At 57.0% G+C, this 22,189-nt stretch carries 23 protein-coding genes; 7 read left to right on the forward strand and 16 right to left on the reverse strand.

What is annotated here, in order from left to right; translation table 11 throughout:
• Position 1: 1 nt before the first annotated feature.
• The 8 genes from ugpE to BY447_RS09320 all read right to left on the reverse strand — a co-directional run bounded on the left by ugpE (position 2) and on the right by BY447_RS09320 (position 8,427).
• Positions 2-847 carry a sn-glycerol-3-phosphate ABC transporter permease UgpE gene (gene ugpE, locus BY447_RS09280; RefSeq protein ID WP_013359338.1) on the reverse strand — a complete coding sequence of 282 codons (846 nt, stop codon included), beginning with the start codon at positions 845-847 and terminating at the stop codon, positions 2-4.
• The gene (gene ugpA / locus BY447_RS09285) at positions 844-1,731 is read right to left on the reverse strand and encodes a sn-glycerol-3-phosphate ABC transporter permease UgpA (protein ID WP_013359339.1); all 888 of its coding nucleotides are present in this window, start codon (positions 1,729-1,731) and stop codon (positions 844-846) included. Before ugpA ends, ugpE begins: the two co-directional genes overlap by 4 nt.
• Positions 1,732-1,784: 53 nt before the next feature.
• Positions 1,785-3,101, reverse strand: a complete 1,317-nt coding sequence (gene ugpB, locus BY447_RS09290; protein ID WP_110331004.1) for a sn-glycerol-3-phosphate ABC transporter substrate-binding protein UgpB — start codon at positions 3,099-3,101, stop codon at positions 1,785-1,787.
• Between the two features lie 405 nt (positions 3,102-3,506).
• Positions 3,507-4,220: a high-affinity branched-chain amino acid ABC transporter ATP-binding protein LivF gene (gene livF / locus BY447_RS09300; RefSeq protein WP_013359341.1), complete on the reverse strand. Its 714-nt coding sequence runs from the start codon at positions 4,218-4,220 to the stop codon at positions 3,507-3,509.
• Between the two features lies 1 nt (position 4,221).
• Positions 4,222-4,989, reverse strand: a complete 768-nt coding sequence (gene livG, locus BY447_RS09305) for a high-affinity branched-chain amino acid ABC transporter ATP-binding protein LivG (protein ID WP_013359342.1) — start codon at positions 4,987-4,989, stop codon at positions 4,222-4,224.
• Entirely contained in the window at positions 4,986-6,257 is a 1,272-nt protein-coding gene (locus BY447_RS09310; protein WP_110331006.1) for a high-affinity branched-chain amino acid ABC transporter permease LivM, read from the reverse strand. The genes livG and BY447_RS09310 overlap by 4 nt, the downstream gene beginning before the upstream one ends.
• Entirely contained in the window at positions 6,254-7,180 is a 927-nt protein-coding gene (gene livH, locus BY447_RS09315) for a high-affinity branched-chain amino acid ABC transporter permease LivH (protein WP_009087789.1), read from the reverse strand. The genes BY447_RS09310 and livH overlap by 4 nt, the downstream gene beginning before the upstream one ends.
• 134 nt (positions 7,181-7,314) lie before the next feature.
• Positions 7,315-8,427, reverse strand: a complete 1,113-nt coding sequence (locus tag BY447_RS09320; protein ID WP_013359345.1) for a branched-chain amino acid ABC transporter substrate-binding protein — start codon at positions 8,425-8,427, stop codon at positions 7,315-7,317.
• Between the two features lie 395 nt (positions 8,428-8,822).
• Here BY447_RS09320 and panM point away from each other — a divergent pair, with 395 nt between their 5' ends.
• Complete coding sequence (gene panM / locus BY447_RS09325) at positions 8,823-9,218, forward strand: aspartate 1-decarboxylase autocleavage activator PanM (protein ID WP_013359346.1); 396 nt, start codon at positions 8,823-8,825, stop codon at positions 9,216-9,218.
• A 60-nt stretch (positions 9,219-9,278) separates the two neighbouring features.
• Here the strand turns inward: panM and rpoH are convergent, their stop codons facing one another.
• From rpoH to ftsY, 4 genes are all read right to left on the reverse strand, one after another.
• Complete coding sequence (rpoH, locus tag BY447_RS09330) at positions 9,279-10,136, reverse strand: RNA polymerase sigma factor RpoH (protein WP_003852201.1); 858 nt, start codon at positions 10,134-10,136, stop codon at positions 9,279-9,281.
• A gap of 239 nt (positions 10,137-10,375) precedes the next feature.
• Complete coding sequence (ftsX, locus tag BY447_RS09335; protein WP_110331007.1) at positions 10,376-11,365, reverse strand: permease-like cell division protein FtsX; 990 nt, start codon at positions 11,363-11,365, stop codon at positions 10,376-10,378.
• Positions 11,355-12,023: a cell division ATP-binding protein FtsE gene (ftsE, locus tag BY447_RS09340; protein WP_013359348.1), complete on the reverse strand. Its 669-nt coding sequence runs from the start codon at positions 12,021-12,023 to the stop codon at positions 11,355-11,357. Before ftsE ends, ftsX begins: the two co-directional genes overlap by 11 nt.
• A 5-nt stretch (positions 12,024-12,028) precedes the next feature.
• Positions 12,029-13,723 (reverse strand): signal recognition particle-docking protein FtsY, encoded by a 1,695-nt coding sequence (ftsY, locus tag BY447_RS09345; protein WP_110331926.1) that lies wholly within the window; start codon positions 13,721-13,723, stop codon positions 12,029-12,031.
• A gap of 231 nt (positions 13,724-13,954) precedes the next feature.
• On the opposite strand from ftsY, the gene rsmD reads away from it, so the two are divergent.
• Together rsmD and BY447_RS09355 are read left to right on the forward strand one after the other, a co-directional pair.
• Positions 13,955-14,554 carry a 16S rRNA (guanine(966)-N(2))-methyltransferase gene (rsmD, locus tag BY447_RS09350; RefSeq protein ID WP_110331008.1) on the forward strand — a complete coding sequence of 200 codons (600 nt, stop codon included), beginning with the start codon at positions 13,955-13,957 and terminating at the stop codon, positions 14,552-14,554.
• The gene (locus BY447_RS09355; protein WP_003852192.1) at positions 14,544-14,816 is read left to right on the forward strand and encodes a DUF1145 family protein; all 273 of its coding nucleotides are present in this window, start codon (positions 14,544-14,546) and stop codon (positions 14,814-14,816) included. The genes rsmD and BY447_RS09355 overlap by 11 nt, the downstream gene beginning before the upstream one ends.
• 24 nt (positions 14,817-14,840) lie before the next feature.
• On the opposite strand, the gene BY447_RS09360 is transcribed toward BY447_RS09355, so the two are convergent.
• A complete protein-coding gene (locus BY447_RS09360) occupies positions 14,841-15,197 on the reverse strand; it encodes a DUF2500 domain-containing protein (RefSeq protein WP_013359352.1) in 357 nt (118 codons plus the stop codon).
• A 138-nt stretch (positions 15,198-15,335) separates the two neighbouring features.
• Between BY447_RS09360 and BY447_RS09365 the strand changes: the two genes are divergently transcribed.
• Together BY447_RS09365 and BY447_RS09370 are read left to right on the forward strand one after the other, a co-directional pair.
• Positions 15,336-15,965, forward strand: coding sequence for a lysoplasmalogenase (locus tag BY447_RS09365; RefSeq protein ID WP_013359353.1), 630 nt, complete (start codon positions 15,336-15,338; stop codon positions 15,963-15,965).
• Positions 15,966-16,058: 93 nt separating this feature from the next.
• The gene (locus BY447_RS09370) at positions 16,059-18,335 is read left to right on the forward strand and encodes a zinc/cadmium/mercury/lead-transporting ATPase (protein WP_110331009.1); all 2,277 of its coding nucleotides are present in this window, start codon (positions 16,059-16,061) and stop codon (positions 18,333-18,335) included.
• A 52-nt stretch (positions 18,336-18,387) separates the two neighbouring features.
• On the opposite strand, the gene tusA is transcribed toward BY447_RS09370, so the two are convergent.
• The gene (gene tusA / locus BY447_RS09375; RefSeq protein WP_010253330.1) at positions 18,388-18,639 is read right to left on the reverse strand and encodes a sulfurtransferase TusA; all 252 of its coding nucleotides are present in this window, start codon (positions 18,637-18,639) and stop codon (positions 18,388-18,390) included.
• A 204-nt stretch (positions 18,640-18,843) separates the two neighbouring features.
• Here tusA and BY447_RS09380 point away from each other — a divergent pair, with 204 nt between their 5' ends.
• The gene (locus BY447_RS09380; RefSeq protein ID WP_033784210.1) at positions 18,844-19,509 is read left to right on the forward strand and encodes a 7-cyano-7-deazaguanine/7-aminomethyl-7-deazaguanine transporter; all 666 of its coding nucleotides are present in this window, start codon (positions 18,844-18,846) and stop codon (positions 19,507-19,509) included.
• A gap of 117 nt (positions 19,510-19,626) precedes the next feature.
• Complete coding sequence (locus tag BY447_RS09385; protein WP_041457273.1) at positions 19,627-20,181, forward strand: DcrB family lipoprotein; 555 nt, start codon at positions 19,627-19,629, stop codon at positions 20,179-20,181.
• Between the two features lie 49 nt (positions 20,182-20,230).
• Here BY447_RS09385 and iolE read toward each other — a convergent pair whose 3' ends face one another.
• Together iolE and BY447_RS09395 are read right to left on the reverse strand one after the other, a co-directional pair.
• On the reverse strand, positions 20,231-21,127 hold the full coding sequence (iolE, locus tag BY447_RS09390; protein WP_110331010.1) for a myo-inosose-2 dehydratase: 897 nt from the start codon (positions 21,125-21,127) through the stop codon (positions 20,231-20,233).
• 47 nt (positions 21,128-21,174) lie between these two features.
• Complete coding sequence (locus BY447_RS09395; protein WP_110331011.1) at positions 21,175-22,185, reverse strand: Gfo/Idh/MocA family protein; 1,011 nt, start codon at positions 22,183-22,185, stop codon at positions 21,175-21,177.
• Positions 22,186-22,189: the final 4 nt, after the last annotated feature.

Here is a 22,189-nt window from a genome sequence, read left to right on the forward strand (position 1 = left end):
CTTATTTCTCACTCTCAACCAGACCGCGCACAAAGGCACGCTGCATGACTAACACCACCGCCAGCGGTGGGATCAGGGTTAATAACATTGCCGCCATCACTTCGTTCCACTGGGTTGGCGATCCGCTGGAGGAGATCATGCTTTTGATCCCCGCCACCGCGGTGCCGAGGCTGGCGTCATTGATGATCAGCAGCGGCCAGAGATACTGGTTCCAGCCGTAGATAAAGGTGATCACGAACAGCGCCGCCAGATTGGTTTTCGACAGCGGCAGAACAATGTCGATGAAGAAGCGCATCGCACTGGCACCGTCGATGCGCGCCGCTTCCACCAGTTCATCCGGCAGTGACATAAAGAACTGACGAAACAGAAAAGTGGCGGTCGCTGAGGCCATCAGCGGCAGGGTTAAGCCGCTGTAGCTGTCGAGCAGATTAAGGTCGGCAATCACCTGCACCGTGGGGAAGATACGCACCTCAACCGGCAGCATCAGCGTGATGAAGATCAGCCAGAAAAAGAGCGTGCGCAGCGGAAAGCGAAACCAGACCAGGGCAAACGCCGACAGCATCGACACCGTGATTTTGCCGAAGGTAATGCCCAGCGCCATGATCATGCTGTTGAGCAACATCAGGCCAAACGCCGGTCCGCTGCCGTTAACGCCGTGCGTCCAGATGCGCGAGATGTTCTCCCACAGATGCGTGCCCGGTACCAGCGTCATCGGCACCTGATAGACCGCCTCGTTATCCAGCGTCGCCGCCACAAAGGCAACATAGAGCGGAAACAGGATGGTAAGCACGCCCAGCACCAGTACGATGTGGCTGAAGAGATCCAGTCCGCGTCGATTCTCAATCATTGGTATTGCACCTTACGTTCAACAAAGCGGAACTGGAGCACCGTCAGCCCGATGACCAGCAGCATCAGCACCACCGACTGCGCCGCGGATGAGGAGAGATCCAGACCGGTAAATCCTTCGCGATAGATTTTATAGATCAGCGTGGTGGTCGCCTGCACCGGCCCGCCGCCGGTTGCGGCATCGATCACCGGGAAGGTATCGAAGAAGGCGTAGATCAGGTTCACCACCAGCAGAAAGAAGCTGACCGGCGTAATCAGCGGCAGAGAAAGGTTGAAGAAGCGACGCACCGGCCCGGCACCGTCGATGGCAGCGGCTTCCACCAGCGATTTGGGGATTGATTGCAGTGCGGCGAAGAAGAACAGGAAGTTGTAGCTCATCTGCTGCCAGATCGACGCCAGCACAATCAGGAACATCGCCTGACCGCTGTTCTGCGCATAGTTCCAGTTGTAGCCGATGTGGTTCAGCAGATAGCTGAACAGGCCCAGACCGGGGTTAAACAGAAACATCCAGAGCACCGCGGCCACCACCGGGGCAACGGCGTAGGGCAGCAGCAGCAGGGTCTGATAGAGGCGGCGCAGTCGCACCACATAATCCACCAGCGCCGCCAGCAGCAGCGAAAACACCATGCCGAAGACCGTGACCATGCTGCTGAATTTAATGGTGGTCCAGAACGAATCCAGATAGTAGGGATCGGCAAACAGGCGTCTGAAGTTTTCCAGCCCGACAAAGCTGCTGGAGATGCCAAAGGGATCGAGACTTTGCAGCGAGTACCACAGCGCTTCACCGGCAGGCCAGAGAAAGAAGATGGCGGTAATCAGCAGTTGCGGCAGCACCAGAAGATAAGGCAACAGGCTGGTGCGAAAGACCGGACGGGATGAAGACATGGCGTACCTGACGTCAGAAAAGAGGGGCCAGCCTGGGCTGGCCAGGGGAGAGATTACTTCATTTGCTGCTGGAAGCGGCGCAGCAGCTGGTTGCCGCGTTTCACTGCGTTATCCAGCGCGCTTTGCGGTGACTGTTTACCGGTCCAGACGCTTTCCAGCTCCTCGTCGATCACGGTACGAATCTGCGGCATGTTGCCCAGACGCATCCCTTTGGTGAACGGCAGTGGCGGCTTGTTCATCATCTGGCGGGTCGCGATATCTGCTCCCGGATTTTTGTCGTAGAAGCCCTGCTGTTTCGTCAGCTCGTAGGCGGCGGTGGTGATCGGCAGATAGCCGGTTTTCTGATGCCATTCCGCGGCGATTTCCGGTTTAGCCAGGAACTGCATAAACTCGGCCACGCCTTTATAGGTTGCCGCATCTTTGCCTTTCATCACCCACAGGCTCGCACCACCAATCAGGGCGTTCTGCGGCGCATTCGGTACGGTGTCGTCATACGGCATCATGCCGACGCCGAAGTTGAATTTAGCGTAATGACGGATATCGGCCAGCGAACCGGATGAGGCGGTAGTGATGCCGCAGTCGCCGTTGTAGAACTTGGCGGTGGACTCATCTTTACGGCCAAAGTAGGTGAAGTCGCCTTTCTTATTCATCGCTTCCAGCAGGTCGATATGACGAACCTGCACCGGCTTGTTGAACTCCAGCACCGCGTCGAGGCCGTCAAATCCGTTGTTCTCCGTCGCCACCGGCAATGCATGCCAGGCGCTGAAGTTTTCAATCTGGATCCAGCCCTGCCAGCCGCTGGCGTAACCACAGCTCAGGCCTGCTTTGCGCAGTGCCGCGGCATCGGTCGCCAGCTCCTGCCAGGTCTTCGGCGGCTGATCCGGGTCAAGGCCCGCTTTTTTGAAGGCGTCCTTGTTGTAGTAGAGCACCGGCGTCGAGCTGTTAAACGGCTGAGAGATCAGCTGACCTTTGCTGTCGCTGTAGTAGCCCGCCACCGTGGGTACGAACTGTTTTTCATCAAAGGGGATGCCGGCATCTTTGAAAACCTGATGCACTGGCACAATCGCCTTAGAGGCCATCATGGTTGCCGTACCGACTTCATAGACCTGCAGCACCGCAGGCGCTTTACCGCTGCGCACGGCCGCAATCCCTGCCGCCAGACTCTGCTCGTAGTTACCTTTGTAGGTCGGAACAATTTTGTAATCGGGATGCGTCTCGTTAAAACGCTGTGCCAGCGAATCCACTTCTTTGCCTAACTCGCCTTCCATAGAGTGCCAGAAGGGGATCTCAGTGGCGGCCATGGCATGGCTGCTGAGCGTCAGACCGAGCAGCACGCTCATCAGGCTACGACGAAAGGTAACGACGGACATAGAATTTTCCTGTGCAGGTAAATACGCGTGAAATCACGGATTTCTGGTTCGCGAAGTAACATGACACGGGGAAATGACGGATTAATAACAGGCAGATGACAGCGGGGTGACAGGCTTTATTGAGGAAAAGAGGACGCTGGCAGCACGGCGGCAAAACGCCCACGCTGCCAGTTTTTAGTTACATAAATTGCAGAGCAATTGGAAGCTGAAAATACCTTACTGAGGTTTTCACTTCACTGAAGTCGAAGGCCGTCGGCGGCCCCACTCAAACCAACACTCAAGGCCGTCGGCGGCGCAGCCAGGTTGCGGGCGGACAGCGCGCAGCCACCGGAACGTACACGTAGTACGTGAGGATGGCGAGCACTGCCCAACCGGAGCCTGGCAAGTAAGCCAGGCCGTGCCCCATCAGGCACCTAAGTAAGCGCTGCGGACGGCTTCGTTGGAGAGAAGAGCTGCACCGCTATCTTCGAGCACGACATGCCCGTTCTCCAGCACATAGCCCCGATCCGCCAGCTTCAGCGCCTGATTCGCATTCTGCTCCACCAGGAAAATCGTCATCCCTTCGCTGCGCAACTGCTCAATGGTGTCGAAGATCTGCTGAATAATGATCGGTGCCAGTCCCAGCGACGGCTCATCCAGCAGCAGCAGGCGCGGCTGGCTCATCAGCGCACGGCCAATCGCCAGCATCTGCTGTTCGCCGCCTGACATCGTTCCGGCGCGCTGGATTTTACGCTCCTCCAGCCGCGGGAAGAGTTCATACACGCGCTTAATCCGCGTCAGATACTCCGGGCGGCTGGCAAAAAAGCCGCCCATCGCCAGGTTCTCTTCCACCGTCATGCGCGAAAACACCCGCCGTCCCTCTGGCACGATGGCGATTGCTTCACGCATAATGCGCGCCGTTTGCCAGTCGGTAATCGCTTTGCCATCAAAGGTGATAGTGCCCTGGGTCGCGCGGGGTTCGCCGCACAGCGTGCCCAGCAGCGTGGTTTTTCCGGCTCCGTTAGCGCCAATCAGGGTGACAATTTCGCCCTGATTGATATAGAGGCTGACGTTGTGCAGCGCCTGAATTTTGCCGTAGTGAGCGCTGACGTTCTCAATGGTTAACATCGCATTTGCCATCTCAGGCCTCTCCTAAATAGGCACGAATGACATCCGGATTATTACGAATCTCCTCCGGCGTTCCGTTAGCCAGCGGCGTTCCCTGATTAACCACGTAAATACGGTCAGAAATACCCATCACCAGCTTCATATCATGTTCAATCAACAGCACCGACACCTTGTGTTCGCCACGCAGCTCCGCAATCAGCGCGTCCAGCTCATGGGTCTCTTTCGGGTTAAGACCCGCTGCCGGTTCATCCAGCATAAGGATCTCCGGGCGCGTTACCATGCAGCGCGCAATCTCCAGCCGACGCTGCTGACCATAGGCCAGATTACCCGCCTGACGGTTTGCCAGATCCAGCAGACCCACCCGCTCCAGCCAGGTCGCCGCACGATCCAGCGCCTCGCTCTCACTGCGGCGAAACGCCGGGGTTTTCAGCAGGCCGGAAAATACGCCGCTTTTCAGATGCTGATGCTGCGCGACCAGCAGGTTCTCAATCACCGTCATCTCACGGAACAGGCGCACATGCTGGAAAGTGCGCACGATGCCCATCCGCGCAATCTTCTGGCCCGGCAGCCCTTCCAGATGCTGCTCACGCAATTTGATCGTGCCGCCGGTGGGCTTGTAAAAGCCGGTCAGGCAGTTGAACACGGTGGTTTTACCGGCACCGTTGGGGCCAATCAGTGAAACGATCTCCTGCGGACGCAGCTCCAGTGCCACATTGTTCACGGCTAACAGACCGCCGAAGCGCATCATCAGGCCTTCAACGGCTAATAAAGGCTGAATCATGCCTGTTCTCCTTTTTTAGCGGCTCTGAGCTTCAGATGCGGACGCTTCATCGGTAATAATCCCTGCGGACGCCAGATCATCATCAACACCATCAGGCCACCCAGCACCAGCATGCTGTACTCATTAAGATCGCGCATCAGCTCGCGTGACACCACCAGCAGAATGGCGGCCAGAATCACCGCAAACTGCGAGCCCATCCCACCCAGTACCACAATCGCCAGCACAAAGGCGGACTCGACAAAGGTAAAGGACTCCGGACTGACAAAGCCCTGACGCGCCGCGAACAGACTACCGGCAAAGCCCGCAAATGCGGCACTGATGGTAAAGGCGGTCAGCTTGATGCGGGTCGGACTCAGGCCCAGTGAACGGCAGGCAATCTCATCCTCGCGCAGCGCTTCCCAGGCCCGGCCCAGCGGCATCCGCAGCAGCCGGTTGATCACAAAAAGCGTCAGTACTACCAGCAGCAGCGCCACCAGGTAGAGAAAGATGATGCGGTCGCTGGGATCGTACTTCAGCCCAAAGAAGTTGTGGAAAGTATCCCAGCCGCCTTCACGCGGCGTACGGCCAAACTCCAGACCAAACAGCGTCGGTTTCGGGATCTGGCTGATGCCATTTGGCCCGCCGGTCAGGGCGGTATTGTTCAGCAGCAGAATACGTACGATCTCACCGAAGCCCAGCGTCACAATCGCCAGATAGTCGCCGCGCAGTCGCAGTACCGGGAAGCCCAGCAGCAGGCCAAACAGCGCCGCAACCATGCCAGAGAGCGGCAGGCACTGCCAGAAGCCAAGACCGTAATAGTGGTTCAGCAGCGCAAAAGTATAAGCGCCGATGGCGTAGAAGCCGCCATAACCCAGTACCAGCAGGCCAGAGAGGCCGACGACGACGTTTAAGCCCAGACCCAGCATCACGTAGATCAGCGTCATGGTAGCGATATCGACGGTGCCGCGTGACACCAGGAATGGCCAGGCAATCGCGGCGATAATCAGCACCGCCATCACCAGCTTCTGCTTCGGCGTCGAGCCATCCAGACCAGGCAACACCAGCGCCGGACCAGAGATTTTCTTCAGGCCGCTTTGCCACACCGGGCGCAGCAGCTGGAACAGAAACACCACCGCACAGCCTGCGGCGATCCAGTTCCAGCGCACGCTACCGGCGTTCTGCACCACCAGATTCGTGCCGTCCAGATTCAGGCGCAGTCCCATAAAGAAGGTGGCCAGCACCAGCAGCATCATGGAGGAGATCAGGGCGTTGATAAAAGAGGTCTTCATACTTTTTCGACCTCCGGACGACCCAGAATCCCGGTCGGCATCACCAGCAGGACCACAATCAGCAGGGCAAACGAAACCACATCTTTATATTCCGTGCTGAGATACGCAGAAGTCAGCGCTTCAGCAATCCCCAGCACCAGGCCGCCAATCATGGCACCCGGAATACTGCCAATCCCACCCAGCACGGCAGCGGTGAAGGCTTTCATGCCCGCCATAAAGCCGATGAAGGGGTTGATCGAACCGTAAAACTGGCCAAGTAATACGCCCGCGACTGCCGCCATCGCGGCACCGATCACAAAGGTCAGCGAGATCACGCGGTCGGTGTTAATCCCCAGCAGGCTGGCCATTTTCAGGTCTTCTGCGCAGGCGCGACAGGCGCGGCCCATGCGGGAGTAACGGATAAAGGTGGTCAGCGCCAGCATCGCCAGGAAGGTCACCACCCAGATCACAATCTGCATGGTAGAGATGGTCGCGGCAAAACCGTTGCTCTCGCCTACCGTCCACTGTCCGGTGATCAGGCTCGGCAGCGCCAGGTCGCGTGAACCCTGGGTCAGGCTGACGTAGTTTTGCAGGAATATCGACATCCCGATGGCGGAGATCAGCGCAATCAGGCGCTTGGATGAACGCACAGGCCGGTAGGCGACGCGCTCAATGCTCCAGCCGTAAGCACTGGAGATAATGACTGCCATCACAAAGCCAGCTGCAATCATCAGCCAGGTGGTGTCGATGCCCATCATCATCAGGGCGGCAATCACGATAAAGGAGACATAGCTACCGATCATGTAAACCTCGCCGTGGGCGAAGTTAATCATGCCGATAATGCCGTAAACCATGGTGTAACCGATGGCGATCAGCGCGTAGGTGCTTCCCAGGGTCACACCATTAAACATCTGCTGAATAAAATAGAGGAACTGCTCGGACATACCTTGACCCTTACTTAACCGATCGCAGGCGATCGGGGTACAAAAAACGCCTGGCAAACGGGCACCAGGCGTTCGTGTCGCTGGTCAGGAGAAACCGGTTATCCGGCTTCCCGCTCACCACAAAACAGCCTGGTTTACTTCACAGCGGTCGAGGTGCCATCGGCATGCCATTTGAAGACGCCGAATTCAAAGCCCTTGAGATCGCCCTTCTCATCCCAGTTCAGGTTGCCCATCACGGTTGGGACCGCAGCGCCTTCCTTGAGGTTTTTCACGATAGCGTCCGGCTCTGCGCTCTTGCTGCGCTCCATGCCGGTTGCCAGCGACTGCAGTGCTGCATAGGTGGTCCAGACGAACGGGCCGGTCGGATCCAGTTTCTTCGCTTTCAGCGCGTCCACAATCGGTTTGTTGGTTTCAACCTGGTCGTAGCGTTTCGGCAGAGTCACCAGCATGCCTTCAGAGGCTGCACCGGCGATGTTCGACAGCGAGGCGTTACCCACGCCTTCTGGTCCCATAAATTGAGTTTTCAGACCCGCAGCGCGCGCCTGACGCACGATCTGCCCCATTTCCGGGTAGTAACCGCCGAAATAGACGAAATCGACGTTCTCTTTCTTGAAGCGGGCCACCAGCGTAGAGAAATCTTTATCGCCTGCGGTGATCCCTTCAAACATCACGATATTAGCGCCCTGCTTTTTCAGGCTCTCCTGCACGGAGCGCGCCAGGCCTTCGCCATACTGCTGTTTGTCATGCACCACAGCGATACGCTGCGGTTTCAGCTCGGTCATGACGTATTTCGCGGCGGTCGGCCCCTGATCGGAGTCGAGGCCGGTGGTGCGCATAATCAGTTTATAGCCACGGGAAGTCAGGTCAGGTGCGGTCGCGGCCGGGGTGATCATCAGCACGCCTTCATCTTCATAGATGTCAGACGCCGGCTGGGTGGAGGAAGAGCAGAGGTGGCCGATGACGTAGCGGATGCCGTCGTTAATTACCTTGTTCGCGACCGCAACCGCCTGTTTCGGATCACAGGCGTCGTCATATTTCACCGCCACCAGCTTGTTGCCGTTAACGCCGCCTTTGGCATTGATATCTTCAATCGCCTGCGTTGCACCGGCGAACTGCATGTCGCCGTACTGCGCCACCGGACCCGACATTGCGCCGACAATGGCCACTTTGATATCTTCAGCCAGCGCCGCATGGCTCATCGCCAGTGCTACACATCCCGCCAGTAATGCGCGACCTTTCATTTTCATCCTGACTACCCCATTTGTTTTGTCGTGTATGTTGTGAGTGCTTGCGTTGCCAGATAAAGTCGAAAACTGATTAATGATGAATGAGTTAGCGTACTTTTCTGACATTTATTAGTAATAAGGCTTTATTTTTCAGGTTATTAAACAGGAAGTTTCTTCTGTAAATCAACTGACACATTCAGAATTGACCGGGTTAAACAGCATAATACACTGGATGCAACGGCCGGTTTATGACCACTTTGCCAGCGTGTTATGCTGGATTGATCGCCCGCTATCCAGGTTTACTCCTGTTATCCTGGCATCCAGGCCATCTTTTGACCTGTTTTATTGATGAAAATGTGGTGGCCCTCTGGTTGTATACTTTCGCTACACTTTCCCCTTTTTTAGAGGTTTTTGTTATGAAGCTCACTATCCAGCGCCTGACTGCGCTGACGCCGCAGGACCGCATCGATCTTGGCAAAGTCTGGCCGGATCTGGAGATGGAAAAACTGGAACAGGGTTTGAGTGAGTCTCATCGTCTTTACGCGGCGCGATTTAACGACCGCCTGCTGGCGGGTTTGCAGCTGGAAATCTCCGGCATCCACGGCAAGGTTCACCGGCTGGCGGTGCGCGATGTCACCCGGCGACGCGGGGTAGGACAATATTTGCTGGAGGAGACGATCAGGCAGAATGGTTCAATTGCGGACTGGTGGATTGCCGATGATGGCAGTGACGATCAGCAGGTACGCGCGGCATTCATGCAGGCGTGTGGCTTCAGGGCGCAGAGTGACGGCTGGATACGGGCGGCTGACTAGCCAAACGCAGAAAACAAAAAGGGCGACATCATCTGTCGCCCCTTAAGGTGTTGAAGTGCGTTACGCTTCAATCGCCATACGCAGTTTCTTCATGGCGTTCTTTTCCAGCTGCCGGACACGTTCGGCGGATACGCCGTACTGATCGGCCAGCTCCTGCAGCGTGGTTTTATTGTCTTCGTCCAGCCAGCGGGCGCGAATGATGTGCTGACTACGCTCATCCAGACCTTCCATCGCATAGCTCAGCTTGTCAGCCGCGTGCGCATCCCAGTTGTCCTCTTCGATGCCGTCGGCAAAGTCAGAGGTTTTATCCTGCAGATACAGCACCGGTGCCATAGAACGGCCTTCGCTGCTCTCGTCGTCGGCAGACATATCAAAGGTCATATCCTGCGCGGCCATACGCGATTCCATTTCGCGCACGTCTTTGCTGCTTACGCCCAGCTCGCGCGCAACCATCTCGACTTCGTCCTGATTGAACCAGCCCAGACGCTGCTTGGTTTTACGCAGGTTAAAGAACAGCTTACGCTGTGCTTTAGTGGTCGCGACTTTCACGATACGCCAGTTACGCAGCACGTATTCGTGAATCTCCGCTTTAATCCAGTGCACGGCGAACGAAACCAGACGCACGCCCACTTCAGGGTTGAAGCGACGCACCGCTTTCATCAGGCCGATGTTACCTTCCTGGACCAGGTCAGCCTGTGGCAGACCATAGCCGGAGTAATTACGAGCGATATGAACTACAAAGCGTAGGTGTGACAGGATCAGCGTCTTAGCTGCTTCCAGATCGCCCTGGTAATGCAGCCGTTCAGCCAGCGCTTTTTCCTCTTCTGCCGAAAGCATCGGCCAGGTATTCGCCGCCCGGACGTAAGACTCCAGGTTGCCAAGAGGAGCAATAGCTAAAGTTTGCATTTCTTTGGTCATTCAAACCCTCACAAATTCAGTGGAATTGCCGCACATTTCCCTGCGCAGACGATACATTACGTCAACGTCACGCGAGATCCGAAAGCAATCTGTGCTACTTAGAGTGATAAAGTTATCCACAAGTTCAATTATAGCAGTGAATATTTTACACACAGATGACAGGAAGGGAAGAGGGGAAAATCCTCTGCACCCACCATCGGTAGCAGAGGACCATTATAACAAAAAAATGTTGCAGGCGTTTACTGCGGCGTAAATCGACGTAAATGTTGTACCGTCGCCAGCCAGGCTGCGACCCAGCCGATGATGGCCGCAATCAGCAGCAGCAGCAGCGCTTCATCCCAGGAAAAGCCTTCCAGCGAGAAAGTGGTACCAAATACGGTTGCCACACTGGCGACGACCGACTGCAGACGCAGCACCAGCACTTCTGACAGCAGCAGTGACAGCACTGCCCCACTGAAGCCCAGCAGCGCTCCGCCGTAGAGGAACGGACGCAGGATAAAGCCGTCAGTGGCACCAATCAGCTTCTGCACGTTAATAGTGTCGCGCCGGGCAAAGATGCTAAGACGGACGCTGTTACCGATCACCAGGAAGACCGCTATAATCATCAGCACGCCAATCATTGAGGCGATTTGCCCCACCAGCCCGGTCAGCGCCGCCAGCCGCGCAAACCAGCTGTCATCCATTCGCACTTCATCCACGCCCTGCACTTTGCTCACCCGATCGCGCAGGCTCTGCATGGTGTCTGAGTTCTGGAAATTGAGCTTAGGCGTGATGATGGCCACCGCAGGCAGCGGATTCTGCTCCAGCATATCCATTGCGCCACCAAAGCCTGACCAGTTACGGAATTCGTTTAGCGCCTCTTCCCGCGTCAGGTAGTTGACGTTATCCACGCCTTCAACCTGCTTGAGCTGTGCCACCACATTTTCTGCCGCCGTATCATCCAGCGTTTTGGAGAGATAAACGGTCAACTGCGGCGCCGGGTACCACTGCGTGGCCGCCTGGCTGACGTTTTTCCACACCATGTAGCAGACGCTGGGCAGCGTCAACGAAATGGCGATGACCATCACCGTCAGCAGCGTCGCTAGTGGCTGACGCCACATGTCCGAAAGTGTGCCGCGCAGCGCATAGCGCCACTGCTCCTGCCAGCCGCCCTTCAGCGCTTTACTCTTCGACTTCGACGGCTGCTTCGCTTTCGGTGCAGCCGGACGTTTAATACGTTTATTGACCATCGTGGCCTCCGTGCAGACGTCCCTGATTCAGCGTCATCATCCGGTAGTTGCGTCGGGCGATCAGGCCGCTGTCATGCGTCGCCATCAGGACGGTGACGCCGACGCGGTTAAACTCTTCGAACAGGCGCAGAATGTCTTCTGACAGCGCGTCGTCCAGGTTACCAGTCGGTTCATCGGCCAGCAGCACGGCCGGCTTGTTCACCACCGCACGGGCGATGCCCACACGCTGCTGTTCACCGCCCGAAAGCTGAATCGGATAACTTTTCGCTTTGTCGAGCAGGCCCACTTTATCCAGCGCCGCCGAAACGCGACGACGGATATCCTCACCGCTGGCACCGGAAATAATCAGCGGGATCGCCACGTTGTCATAAACCGACCGATCCATCAGCAGGTGGTGATCCTGGAAGATCATGCCAATCTGACGACGCAGGAAAGGCACCTCACTGTTACGCAGGCGGGAAATGTCATGGCCGCTGAACCAGATTTTTCCAGCACTCGGGCGCTCAATGCCACAAATCAGCTTCAGCAAGGTACTTTTACCGGCACCGGAGTGGCCGGTCAGAAACGCCATTTCGCCGGGACGCAGATGGAAATCTACCCCCTGCAGCGCCTGACGTCCGCCGAGATATGCCTTACTTACCTCTTCAAAGCGAATCATCCTAATTAGTCCTCTCGGGCAAACAGTGCCTCAATAAAATCTTCCGCCTTAAACGGCCGTAAATCTTCAATGCCTTCACCGACGCCGATGTAGCGAATCGGGATACCGAACTGATCGGCCACCGAGAAGATCACGCCGCCTTTGGCGGTGCCATCCAGCTTAGTGAGCGCAATCCCGGTCAGGCCGACGGCTTCATTAAACAGTCGGGCCTGGCTGACCGCATTCTGTCCGGTGCTGGCATCCAGCGTCAGCATCACTTCGTGAGGCGCGGAATCATCCAGCTTTTTCATCACGCGGGTGATTTTTTTCAGCTCTTCCATCAGGTGCGATTTGTTCTGCAGACGACCCGCCGTATCGGCAATCAGCACGTCAACGCCGCGTGATTTCGCGGCCTGAATGGCATCGAAGATCACCGAAGCGGAATCTGCGCCGGTATGCTGCGCAATGACCGGAATGTTATTACGCTGGCCCCACACCTGCAGCTGCTCAACCGCCGCGGCACGGAAGGTATCACCGGCCGCTAACATCACGGACTTGCCCTCGGCCTGATACTGGCGCGCCAGCTTACCGATGGTGGTGGTTTTACCCACGCCATTGACGCCCACCATCAGGATGACAAACGGCGTTTTGCCTGAAACGTCCAGTGGCGCATCCACTTTCGCCAGAATCGAGGCCATCTCTGCTTTCAGCAGACCGTAGAGCGCTTCCGCGTCACGCAACTGCTTGCGGTTTGCCTGCTGGGTCAGATTGGTGATGATGCGGCGCGTGGTATCCACGCCCACATCCGCAATCAGCAACTGCTCTTCCAGCTCGTCAAACAGGTCATCATCAATCTTTTTGCCACGGAACAGGCTGATAAAACCGGAACCGAGGTTCTGACGGGTTTTGACCAGGCTGCGCTTCAGGCGGGAGAAGAAGCCCTCTTTGCTGGGACGCTCCTGCTCCTGCACGATGAGCGGTGCGGCGGCCAGCGGCAGATCGCTGACGGTATCGGATAACGACTCAGTCGGTTCCTGGTCAGTGACGTCGGCGTCACCCAATGCCAGTGCGGTCAGCTCTTCCTCGGTCAGCGGCGCATCTGCTTCGCTATCCTGAGTATCAGCGACCGCTGCGTCATCCAGCACCTGTGGCGTGAGCACTTCGTTGTTTAACGGTGCTTCGCTGTGCGGGGGTTCGACGATCTCTGCATCGCCCAGCGCCAGCGCCGTCAGCTCTTCTTCGCTTAACGGCGCCTCGGTTTCGCTGTGCGGGATGTCAACGATTTCTGCGTCGCCGAGCGCCAGTGCCGTCAGCTCCTCTTCGCTTAACGGCGCGTCTGCGGGTTCCGCATCAGCGATCGGCGTAACCACATCGTCGGCGTCGATAACCGGCGTCGCGTCATGTTCAGGTGCAGCAACTTCCAGTAGCGCTTCAGGGTCGGCCTCAATCGGCTCAGCCTCATCCAGCACCGCAGGTGCTGATTCATGCGGCGCTGCCGCAGTGACTTCCGCCTCACGCTGCTGTCCGGCCACCGTTTCGGTGATGGCGACAGTCTCTTCCGCTTGTGCTTCAGCCTGGCTTAATGCCGGGGCTTCCTGTTCTGTCTGCTGCTGTTCGGGCTGAGCGACCTCTGGTGTCTGCTCCTCCGCTGCAGGTTGTTTCTCTTCCTCTTTGCCAAATCCCAGCCAGGAAAAAAAGCCACGTTTTTTCTCTTTTGCCATTGTGTGACGACACTCCTCGATGGCTTTGTCCCGGTCGCGCGTGGTTTCCAGGGGTAAATCAATGAAATTGGTCAGCGCCAGACCGGCGTAAACCGCAGAATAATGCATGACTTCAGCAACTCAGTAGTCTAACACTTTCCAGCCAGCTCACCACAGCACCCTTTTTTAACGTTTCTTCTCACCGATTCGCCCGTTAAACTACGCAACAAATTATGACGAGTTGTGAGCAAGATGAATAAAAACCCCCGCAATACAGGCGGTGCCGGGCAGATTCGCATCATTGGCGGTCAGTGGCGCGGACGCAAATTGCCGGTGCCGGACAGCGCCGGACTGCGCCCCACGACCGATCGGGTTCGCGAGACGCTGTTTAACTGGCTCGCCCCGGTGCTGCCAGAGGCGCGCTGCCTTGATTGCTTTGCCGGTAGCGGCGCATTAGGCCTGGAAGCGCTGTCGCGTTACGCGGGATCGGCGACGCTGCTGGAGCTGGAACGTCCGGTGGCACAGCAGTTAACAAAAAATCTGCAGACGCTGCGCGCTACGAATGCCACCGTGGTTCAGACCAATGCGCTAAACTGGCTGGCACAGGCGGGTACACCCTTTGACGTGGTGTTTATCGATCCGCCGTTTCGTCAGGGATTGCTGGAGCAGACGCTACAGTTGCTGGAGCAGAATAACTGGCTGGCCGATCAGGCGCTGATTTACGTCGAAAGTGAAGTGGAAAATGGCGCACCGCCGGTGCCGCCAGAGTGGGATCTTTATCGCGAGAAAATAGCCGGACAAGTGGCTTATCGTTTGTATCAACGTCAACAGGAGACGCAGGATGTTACTTAATTTGGGGCGTCTGTTGATGCTATGCGTGTGGGGATTTTTACTGGCTAATCTGGTCCATCCCTACCCGAAGCCACTGACTTATTTTATCAACGTTGCACTGATCTTCATGATCCTGATGCATGGTCTGCAACTAGTATTACTGCGCACGACGCAGACCAAAGATGCACCGCCGATTGACCGCGTCACCCAGGCGAAAGTGTTTCTGTTTGGCGTGTTTGAACTGGTCGCCTGGCAGAAGAAAAACTTCCCTCGCAAAAAGTAGTGTCGGGCGGGCGCAATGCCCGCCTTACTGCACGGGCGTGAAGCTGATAAAGCGCGTGCCCTGCATCTTCAGCTCTCCTCTCGCGCCTTTATCCAGCTGATGATACTCCCCCTCTTTAAGCTGCACTTTGATGTCGCTGTCACCGTTCAGCGGATGAAACAGCACCTCATACCGCATCTCTTCCCCGGCGATGACTTCACGCTGCCGTGAACGACGATTAGGCGAAGGGAATTCACGCTTAGTTTTGACTTCAGCCTGCAGAGCACGCGTGGGGGAGGCATCATTCACCGCAGCCTCACGCCGTTGCTTAATAAACTGACGACTCGCCAGCACGGCAATAATCGCCAGAACGATGATAAAGATTAACGGTGGTTTGCTCATAGCGCTCTCATGCCTGTTAAATCAGGCGGCAAAGCATACAACCAGAGTTGCCTGATTGTCACATCTCAGAGGCTTAACCTAAACTGGAAGGGATATTTTGGGATCTTTCACCATTTTGAGTAAAAAAAGGGAGAAACAATGCTCTGGTCTTTCCTCGCTGTACTTTTCTCCGGCTGGCTCTATGTCGATGCCACCTATCGCGGCCCACAATGGCAACGCTGGCTGTTTAAGCCCGTCACTCTGCTGCTGCTGGTCGGGCTCGCCTGGCAGGCTCCGGTGCTGCAAACCACGGACTATCTGATTCTGGCCGGTCTGGTTGCGACACTGGTCGGTGATGCGTTAACGCTACTGCCGCGTCAGCAGATGCTCTATGCCGTCGGGGCGTTTTTCCTGTCGCACCTGCTCTATACGCTCTGCTTCGCCGCCAGTATGACCATGACCTTCTTCTGGCCAATTCCGCTGACGCTGCTCATCATCGGTGCCGCCCTGATTGGCATTATCTGGAGCCGACTGGAGGATCTGCGCTGGCCTGTCTGCACCTTTATTGGCATGACGGTAGTGATGACCTGGATAGCGACCGAGCAGTACTTCTTCCGCCCGACCGATTACAGCTTCTCGATCATGGTCGGTGCCGGTCTGCTGCTGCTGGCCAACGCGGTCTGGTTCATCTCGCACTATCGTCGTCGCTTCAGCGCTGACAGTGCGATTGTGGCCGCCTGCTACTTTGCCGGTCACTTTATGATCGTGCGTTCACTGTGGGTCGTCTGAAAAATTAGTCTTGACTCTGGAGTTCACTCCAGAGTGTAGGATAAGGGATGAGCAACGTTGCTCATCCCGCGACTCTTACACTCCGGAGGTCATATGCATCAACATCACGCCTGTGGCTGCGGCAAACCGCGTGCCAGCCACGCCGCAGCAAAACCGCTGTGCCAGGTTCGTCAGGCCCGTCCACTCTCCCTTTCTATTCATGCTGCTACGCCCGTGACGGCGGATACGGCAGGCTGCTGCTGTGACTGCAACAGCAGCCCTGGCAATGAGGCCGACACTGCTGAGGAAAGCGACCGGCGAGGTGCCTGGCCCTTTAGCTGGCAGGTCAGCGGCATGGATTGCCCGGGCTGCGCCCGCACCATTGAAACCGCCGTCCGCCAGGTAAAAGGCGTGACCGATGCCCGCGTGCTGTTCAGCAGCGAGAAGCTGGTGGTGAACGCTGACAACGATGTACAAAGCGCCGTTGAACGGGCGGTAAAAAAAGCCGGTTTCCGGCTTGCTACACCTTCGGAGACGCCGTCCGCAAGCTCGCGCTGGCAGCAGAACCGGATACTGATTTTGCTGGCGCTGCTGGTGCTTGCCAGCAGCGTTCTCAGCCAGTTCGCGCCCGTCTGGGGCGATCGGCTGTTTGTGCTGACCACCCTGGTCGGCCTGGTCCCGGTCGCGCGCGGTGCCTGGCAGCGTCTGCGCAGCGGATCGCCTTTTACCATTGAGACATTAATGACGCTGGCGTCGGCAGGCGCGCTGATCATTGGCGCACATGCTGAAGCCGCCATGGTGCTGGTTCTGTTTCAGCTGGGCGAACAGCTGGAAAGCTATGCCGCGTCCAGGGCACGCAGCGGCGTCACCAGCCTGATGGCGTTGCGGCCTGAATCGGCGATTCGCCTGGAACAAGGCAAGCGCAGTGAGGTGCCGCTGGCGGCGCTGCAACCGGGTGATGTGATTGAAGTCGCGGCGGGCAGCCGTTTGCCGGTCGATGGCCGTTTAATCAGCCCGCTCGCCAGTTTCGATGAGAGCGCGCTGACCGGTGAGTCATTACCAGTCACCCGCGCCAGCGGTGAACAAATCCTGGCCGGGGCCACCAGCATCGACCGGCTGGTGACGCTGGAAGTGGTGTCAAAACCCGGTGAAAGCGCGATTGACCGTATCCTGCAGCTGATTGAGGAAGCAGAAACGCACCGTGCGCCGGTTGAACGCTTTATCGATCAGTTCAGCCGCATCTATACGCCGCTGGTGATGCTGCTGTCGCTGCTGGTGATGGTCGTGCCACTCCTGCTCTTCGCAGGCGACTGGCAGCCGTGGATCTACAAAGGACTGACCCTGCTGCTGATTGGCTGCCCCTGTGCGCTGGTGATCTCTGTGCCAGCCGCGATTACTTCCGGGCTGGCTGCGGCGGCGCGTCAGGGTGCACTGATTAAAGGTGGTGCGGCGCTGGAACGCCTGAGTTCGCTGCGCAGGATGGCCTTTGATAAAACCGGCACCCTGACGCTGGGCAAGCCCCAGCTGACGCAGATCCTGCGGTTTGGCACAGCCAGCGAGTCAGAGATGCTGGCGTTAAGCGCTGCGGCGGAACAGGGTGCGACCCATCCGCTGGCCAGCGCTATCGTGGCGGCCGCGCAGGCGCGTGATCTGGTCATTCCTGACGCGCAGGATCAGCAGGTACAGGCGGGACGCGGCATCAGTGCGCGGGTCTCAGGCCAGCAGATTCAGCTGCTGACGCCCGGCCATACGCCCGGCCTGACGCCGCAGCAAAGCGCGCAGATTGCGCAGCAGGAAGCCGAAGGTGAAACCCTGGTGGTACTGATGCGCGATGGCGAGGCGGTCGGTGCGCTGGCCCTGCGCGATCAGCTGCGCGACGATGCCGTGGAGGCGTTAAAAGCGCTGAAAAAGCTGGGCATTGAGAGCCTGATGCTGACCGGCGATAACCCGCGCGCGGCAGCAACCATTGCTCACCAGCTCGATATTGATTATCGCGCCAGCCTGCTGCCCGCCGATAAGGTGGCGGCCATCCGTGAACTGAGTCAGCAGCAGCCGCTGGCGATGGTCGGAGATGGCATTAACGACGCCCCGGCGATGAAAGCGGCGACGCTGGGCATTGCGATGGGCAGCGGCACCGATGTCGCGCTGGAAGCGGCCGATGCGGCCCTGACGCGGAATCAGCTCAGCAACCTGGCCCCGATGATTGCGCTGGCGCGTCGTACGCGGCGCATCATCCGCCAGAATATCGGCATTGCGCTGGGGCTGAAGGCGATTTTCCTGGTCACCACCCTGCTGGGTCTGACCGGACTCTGGCTGGCGGTGCTGGCAGATTCCGGTGCGACCGCGCTGGTCACCGCCAACGCGCTGCGGTTACTGCGGCGGCGCGACTGAGTAAAAGGCTCTGTCTGAAGAGTAGGGTTAACGGCGGCCTGAACGGCTGCTGTTAACCCGCCATACCTTTGCGGATCAGAAACTGATAGGGCAGCGTGTCGGTCTGCTGTGCCAGCAGGCCATGTTCCATGAAGCGGCAGAAGCCGGGAATATCGCGGGTCGTCGCCGGATCATCGGCGATAATCAGTAACGTCTCGCCATCCTGCAGGCTGCGTACGGTTTTGCGCACCATCATCACCGGCTCCGGGCAACGCAGGCCACGGGCGTCCAGCTGATGGTCGGCAGAGGAAAAAGCATCGCTCATAATCAACTCGGTTCAGGTAAGGGGCGCTCATTCTAGCGCGTGTTGGCGGTGAAGCAAGGCGATAACGATTGCGTTAAAATTAACCATTGCATAAAAAGCACAACGCGGTAATATGCCGCCGCTTTTTGCTCATAAAACTGCCAGGCGCTGCCCGAACGGCGTCCCGCAATGGGTTCCCTCACCCCAACATTAAAAAGGTTGAATATGCTCGCATTTTCTTCACGTCAGCGCATGCATGCGCTTTTCTGGTTATCGCTGTTTCACCTGCTGGTGATCACCTCCAGTAACTACCTGGTTCAGTTGCCGATCTCTGTCTTTGGCTTCCACACCACCTGGGGTGCGTTCAGCTTTCCGTTTATCTTCCTGGCGACCGATCTCACCGTGCGTATTTTTGGCGCACCGCTGGCCCGACGCATTATTCTGGCCGTGATGATCCCGGCGCTGTTTATCTCTTACGCTGTCTCGGCGCTGTTCTATCAGGGTGAATGGCAGGGCTGGCAGGCGCTGGAAGTGATGAACCTGTTTGTTGCCCGTATCGCCTGCGCCAGCTTTATGGCTTATGCACTGGGTCAGATCCTCGACGTTCATGTATTTAACCGTCTGCGTCGTCTGCCTCAGTGGTGGATAGCACCCGGCTGCGCCATGTTCCTGGGGAATATCAGCGATACGCTGGCCTTCTTCTTTATCGCCTTCTATAAAAGCCCCGATGCGTTTATGGCGCAGCACTGGGTCGAGATCGCCCTGGTGGATTACAGCTTCAAAGTGCTGATCTGCATGGTCTTCTTCCTGCCCGCCTACGGCGTACTGCTCAATGCTGCGCTAAAACGTCTGGCTGAACGCCAGACCGCCCGCCAGGTCAATTTCGGCTAATATCCCATACGGTTTCCGTTACTATCCGCTAAGATCTTCTGACAATCATCAGGTTGCGTTTGCAACCTGATTCCTGTTGTATTAATGCCTGACTGGAAACTTAAAAAAGGGATTCTGATGCGCAACCTGGTGAAATATGTAGGAATGGGTTTACTGGTACTTGGCCTGGCGGCCTGTGACCAGAAGAAAGATGAAGCGGCGAACGACAACGGCGTCAGCGCCAGTCAGTCGGCGCAGACCGTCACGCTGATGGATGGCAAACTGAGCTTCTCACTGCCACCAGGCATGTCAGATAAAAGCGGTAAACTGGGTTCGCAGACCACGAACATGCACGTTTATGCGGATGAAACCGGAGCCCGCGCGATTATTGTGATTGCCGGTGACCCGACCAATGACGGGCTGGATGTGCTGTCGAAGCGCATGGAACAGCAGCAGCGCAACCGCGATCCGCAGCTGCAGGTGGTGTCGAACAAATCTGTGACGCTGAAAGATCAGCCCGCTCAGCAGCTGGATACCGTGATTTCTGCCAACAACCAGACCTCATGGTCTTCCGTGGTTCTGGCAAAAGTGGATGGCAAACTGGTGACGCTGCAGATTACGCTGCCAGGCGATAATCAGCAGCAGGCCCAGAGCGATGCTGACAGCATTGTGAAAAGCATTACGCTGAAGTAAAACAAAAGGCGGGCTTCCCACAGGGAAGCCCGCCTTTATTCAGAGCACGTTATAACCCTGTATTTTCCCGAATATATTTCCGCGCTTTCACCGCATACTCAAACGGATTGGCCAGCGCCGGATCCTGCTCCGCTTCCACCACCATCCAGCCTTTGTAGCCGTAATCGTCCAGGATTTTAAACACTGGCTTAAAGTCGATCACGCCATCGCCCGGCACGGTAAAGGTGCCCTTTTTTACCCCTTCCAGGAACGAGAGATGATTCTCGCGTACCTCAGCCACTACTTCATCACGCACATCCTTGAGATGCACGTGGAAGATGCGCGGCAGATATTTTTCCAGTACCGCCAGCATCTTCTGCTGGGAGCCTTCGGAATAGTAGACGTGGCCGGTGTCATAGAGCAAACCGACCTGCTCGTCGGTCATCGCCATAAACCGATCAATCTCTTCCGTCGTCTGAATGCCGGTGCCCATGTGGTGATGCAGCGTCACGCGCATCCCCTTCTCTGCTGCGATGCGAGCCAGTTCGTTGTAGCCTTCTGCGGTTAACCGCCACTCTTCATCGCTGAAAATCGCTTTCTCTTCAAACACTGCCAGCGTGGTGCCCTGAATACTTTTACTCTGCTCAGAACAGCCAATCATCCGCGCGCCCATCGCATGCAGGAAGTTCATATGCTCGATGAACTGTTCGATGGTCTTCTCTTTGTCGCCGTTGGCAAAAAAGGTGCTGAACCAGGCGTTGCAGATTTCGATGCCGCGTATGTCGAGCATCGGTTTCAGAATCGCCGGATCGCGCGGATATTTGCTGCCCACTTCGCTGCCGGTAAAGCCCGCCAGCGCCATCTCACTGACGGTCTGCTGGAAGGTATTTTCACTGCCGAGATCCGGCATGTCATCGTTGGTCCAGCCGATCGGCGCGATCGCCAGTTTTACATTCTCTTTGTTCATCTTCTTATTCCCGGATGGAGCGCGGCCAGGCCGCAGAGAGAGCTAAATCAGTTATAGAAAGCAGGACGTGGTGGCATCTCTACCGGCTCAATCGCACCACTGTTCTGCGCTTTGATGCAGGCATCGGCGGCAACAGAGGCGGCGAAGCCATCCCAGGCAGAAGGACCGGTAAGCTGACCCGCTTTGATGTCGTTGATAAACGCCTGCAGCTCAACGTCATACGCCTCGATAAAACGATCTTTCCAGTCCACCAGAATGGTGTTCGACAGGCGGGCATCTTTGCGCAGCTGAACTGAAGATGGCTCTGGCAAGCGGGCAATCCCCTCTTCACCGACCACTTCACACTGAATGTCATAGCCGTAAGCGCAGTTAACGAAAATCTCGACGTCAATGCGCACCCCTTTGTGGGTTTCGAACAGGACGATCTGCGGGTCTTTCAGCTGACCGTGGGACTTTGACGTCACACGAGGGAAGATCACCTGCACCGTTTTATAGTCGTCACTGGTCAGCCAGCGCAGCACATCCAGCTCATGGATCAGGGTATTCGTGATCGCCATTGGCGTGGTGTAGTTTTCTGGCACGGTCGGGTTACGGTGCGCGCAGTGCAGCATCAGCGGCTCACCGATATCGCCATCGGTGATCACTTTTTTCAGGGCGCGATAGCCCGCATCGTAAGGACGCATAAAACCAACCTGCACCAGGCGTTTACCCGCCTGAATCTCTGCATCCACCACCCGGCGGCAGCCCTCGGCGCTCATCGCCAGCGGTTTTTCACAGAAGACCGGTTTACCGGCGGCAATCGCCGCTAAGGTGAACTCTTCGTGGGTCGGATCCCATGAGGTGACCAGCACCGCATCGACGTTGGGTGACTGAATCACATCGTGGCCATTTTCGAACACCTCCGCCTCAATGTTCAGGCGTTGCAGTGCGGCCCGCGCGCCGTCGACATTGATATCAGAGACAGCAACCACCTGAGCCCCCTGCAGCACATGGCTGCAGCGGCGAATATGTTCCTGACCAATTGCACCTGTACCGATGACGCCAAGTTTCAAAGTCATAATT

Origin of the sequence: Pantoea sp. JKS000250, from assembly GCF_003201065.1 — a bacterium.
Lineage (GTDB): Bacteria > Pseudomonadota > Gammaproteobacteria > Enterobacterales > Enterobacteriaceae > Pantoea > Pantoea vagans.

What these genes read in the sequence shown, in the direction of transcription:
- livG (WP_013359342.1), bottom strand. Translation starts at nt 4,989, where the DNA reads ATGATTCAGCCTTTATTAGCCGTTGAAGGCCTGATGATGCGCTTCGGC.
- BY447_RS09360 (WP_013359352.1), bottom strand. Translation starts at nt 15,197, where the DNA reads ATGAGCAAACCACCGTTAATCTTTATCATCGTTCTGGCGATTATTGCC.
- ftsX (WP_110331007.1), bottom strand. Translation starts at nt 11,365, where the DNA reads ATGGTCAATAAACGTATTAAACGTCCGGCTGCACCGAAAGCGAAGCAG.
- ugpB (WP_110331004.1), bottom strand. Translation starts at nt 3,101, where the DNA reads ATGTCCGTCGTTACCTTTCGTCGTAGCCTGATGAGCGTGCTGCTCGGT.
- rsmD (WP_110331008.1), top strand. Translation starts at nt 13,955, where the DNA reads ATGAATAAAAACCCCCGCAATACAGGCGGTGCCGGGCAGATTCGCATC.
- livH (WP_009087789.1), bottom strand. Translation starts at nt 7,180, where the DNA reads ATGTCCGAGCAGTTCCTCTATTTTATTCAGCAGATGTTTAATGGTGTG.
- panM (WP_013359346.1), top strand. Translation starts at nt 8,823, where the DNA reads ATGAAGCTCACTATCCAGCGCCTGACTGCGCTGACGCCGCAGGACCGC.
- tusA (WP_010253330.1), bottom strand. Translation starts at nt 18,639, where the DNA reads ATGAGCGATGCTTTTTCCTCTGCCGACCATCAGCTGGACGCCCGTGGC.
- BY447_RS09365 (WP_013359353.1), top strand. Translation starts at nt 15,336, where the DNA reads ATGCTCTGGTCTTTCCTCGCTGTACTTTTCTCCGGCTGGCTCTATGTC.
- BY447_RS09380 (WP_033784210.1), top strand. Translation starts at nt 18,844, where the DNA reads ATGCTCGCATTTTCTTCACGTCAGCGCATGCATGCGCTTTTCTGGTTA.
- ugpA (WP_013359339.1), bottom strand. Translation starts at nt 1,731, where the DNA reads ATGTCTTCATCCCGTCCGGTCTTTCGCACCAGCCTGTTGCCTTATCTT.
- BY447_RS09355 (WP_003852192.1), top strand. Translation starts at nt 14,544, where the DNA reads ATGTTACTTAATTTGGGGCGTCTGTTGATGCTATGCGTGTGGGGATTT.
- BY447_RS09370 (WP_110331009.1), top strand. Translation starts at nt 16,059, where the DNA reads ATGCATCAACATCACGCCTGTGGCTGCGGCAAACCGCGTGCCAGCCAC.
- BY447_RS09310 (WP_110331006.1), bottom strand. Translation starts at nt 6,257, where the DNA reads ATGAAGACCTCTTTTATCAACGCCCTGATCTCCTCCATGATGCTGCTG.
- rpoH (WP_003852201.1), bottom strand. Translation starts at nt 10,136, where the DNA reads ATGACCAAAGAAATGCAAACTTTAGCTATTGCTCCTCTTGGCAACCTG.
- ugpE (WP_013359338.1), bottom strand. Translation starts at nt 847, where the DNA reads ATGATTGAGAATCGACGCGGACTGGATCTCTTCAGCCACATCGTACTG.
- ftsY (WP_110331926.1), bottom strand. Translation starts at nt 13,723, where the DNA reads ATGGCAAAAGAGAAAAAACGTGGCTTTTTTTCCTGGCTGGGATTTGGC.
- BY447_RS09385 (WP_041457273.1), top strand. Translation starts at nt 19,627, where the DNA reads ATGCGCAACCTGGTGAAATATGTAGGAATGGGTTTACTGGTACTTGGC.
- BY447_RS09395 (WP_110331011.1), bottom strand. Translation starts at nt 22,185, where the DNA reads ATGACTTTGAAACTTGGCGTCATCGGTACAGGTGCAATTGGTCAGGAA.
- iolE (WP_110331010.1), bottom strand. Translation starts at nt 21,127, where the DNA reads ATGAACAAAGAGAATGTAAAACTGGCGATCGCGCCGATCGGCTGGACC.
- ftsE (WP_013359348.1), bottom strand. Translation starts at nt 12,023, where the DNA reads ATGATTCGCTTTGAAGAGGTAAGTAAGGCATATCTCGGCGGACGTCAG.
- BY447_RS09320 (WP_013359345.1), bottom strand. Translation starts at nt 8,427, where the DNA reads ATGAAAATGAAAGGTCGCGCATTACTGGCGGGATGTGTAGCACTGGCG.
- livF (WP_013359341.1), bottom strand. Translation starts at nt 4,220, where the DNA reads ATGGCAAATGCGATGTTAACCATTGAGAACGTCAGCGCTCACTACGGC.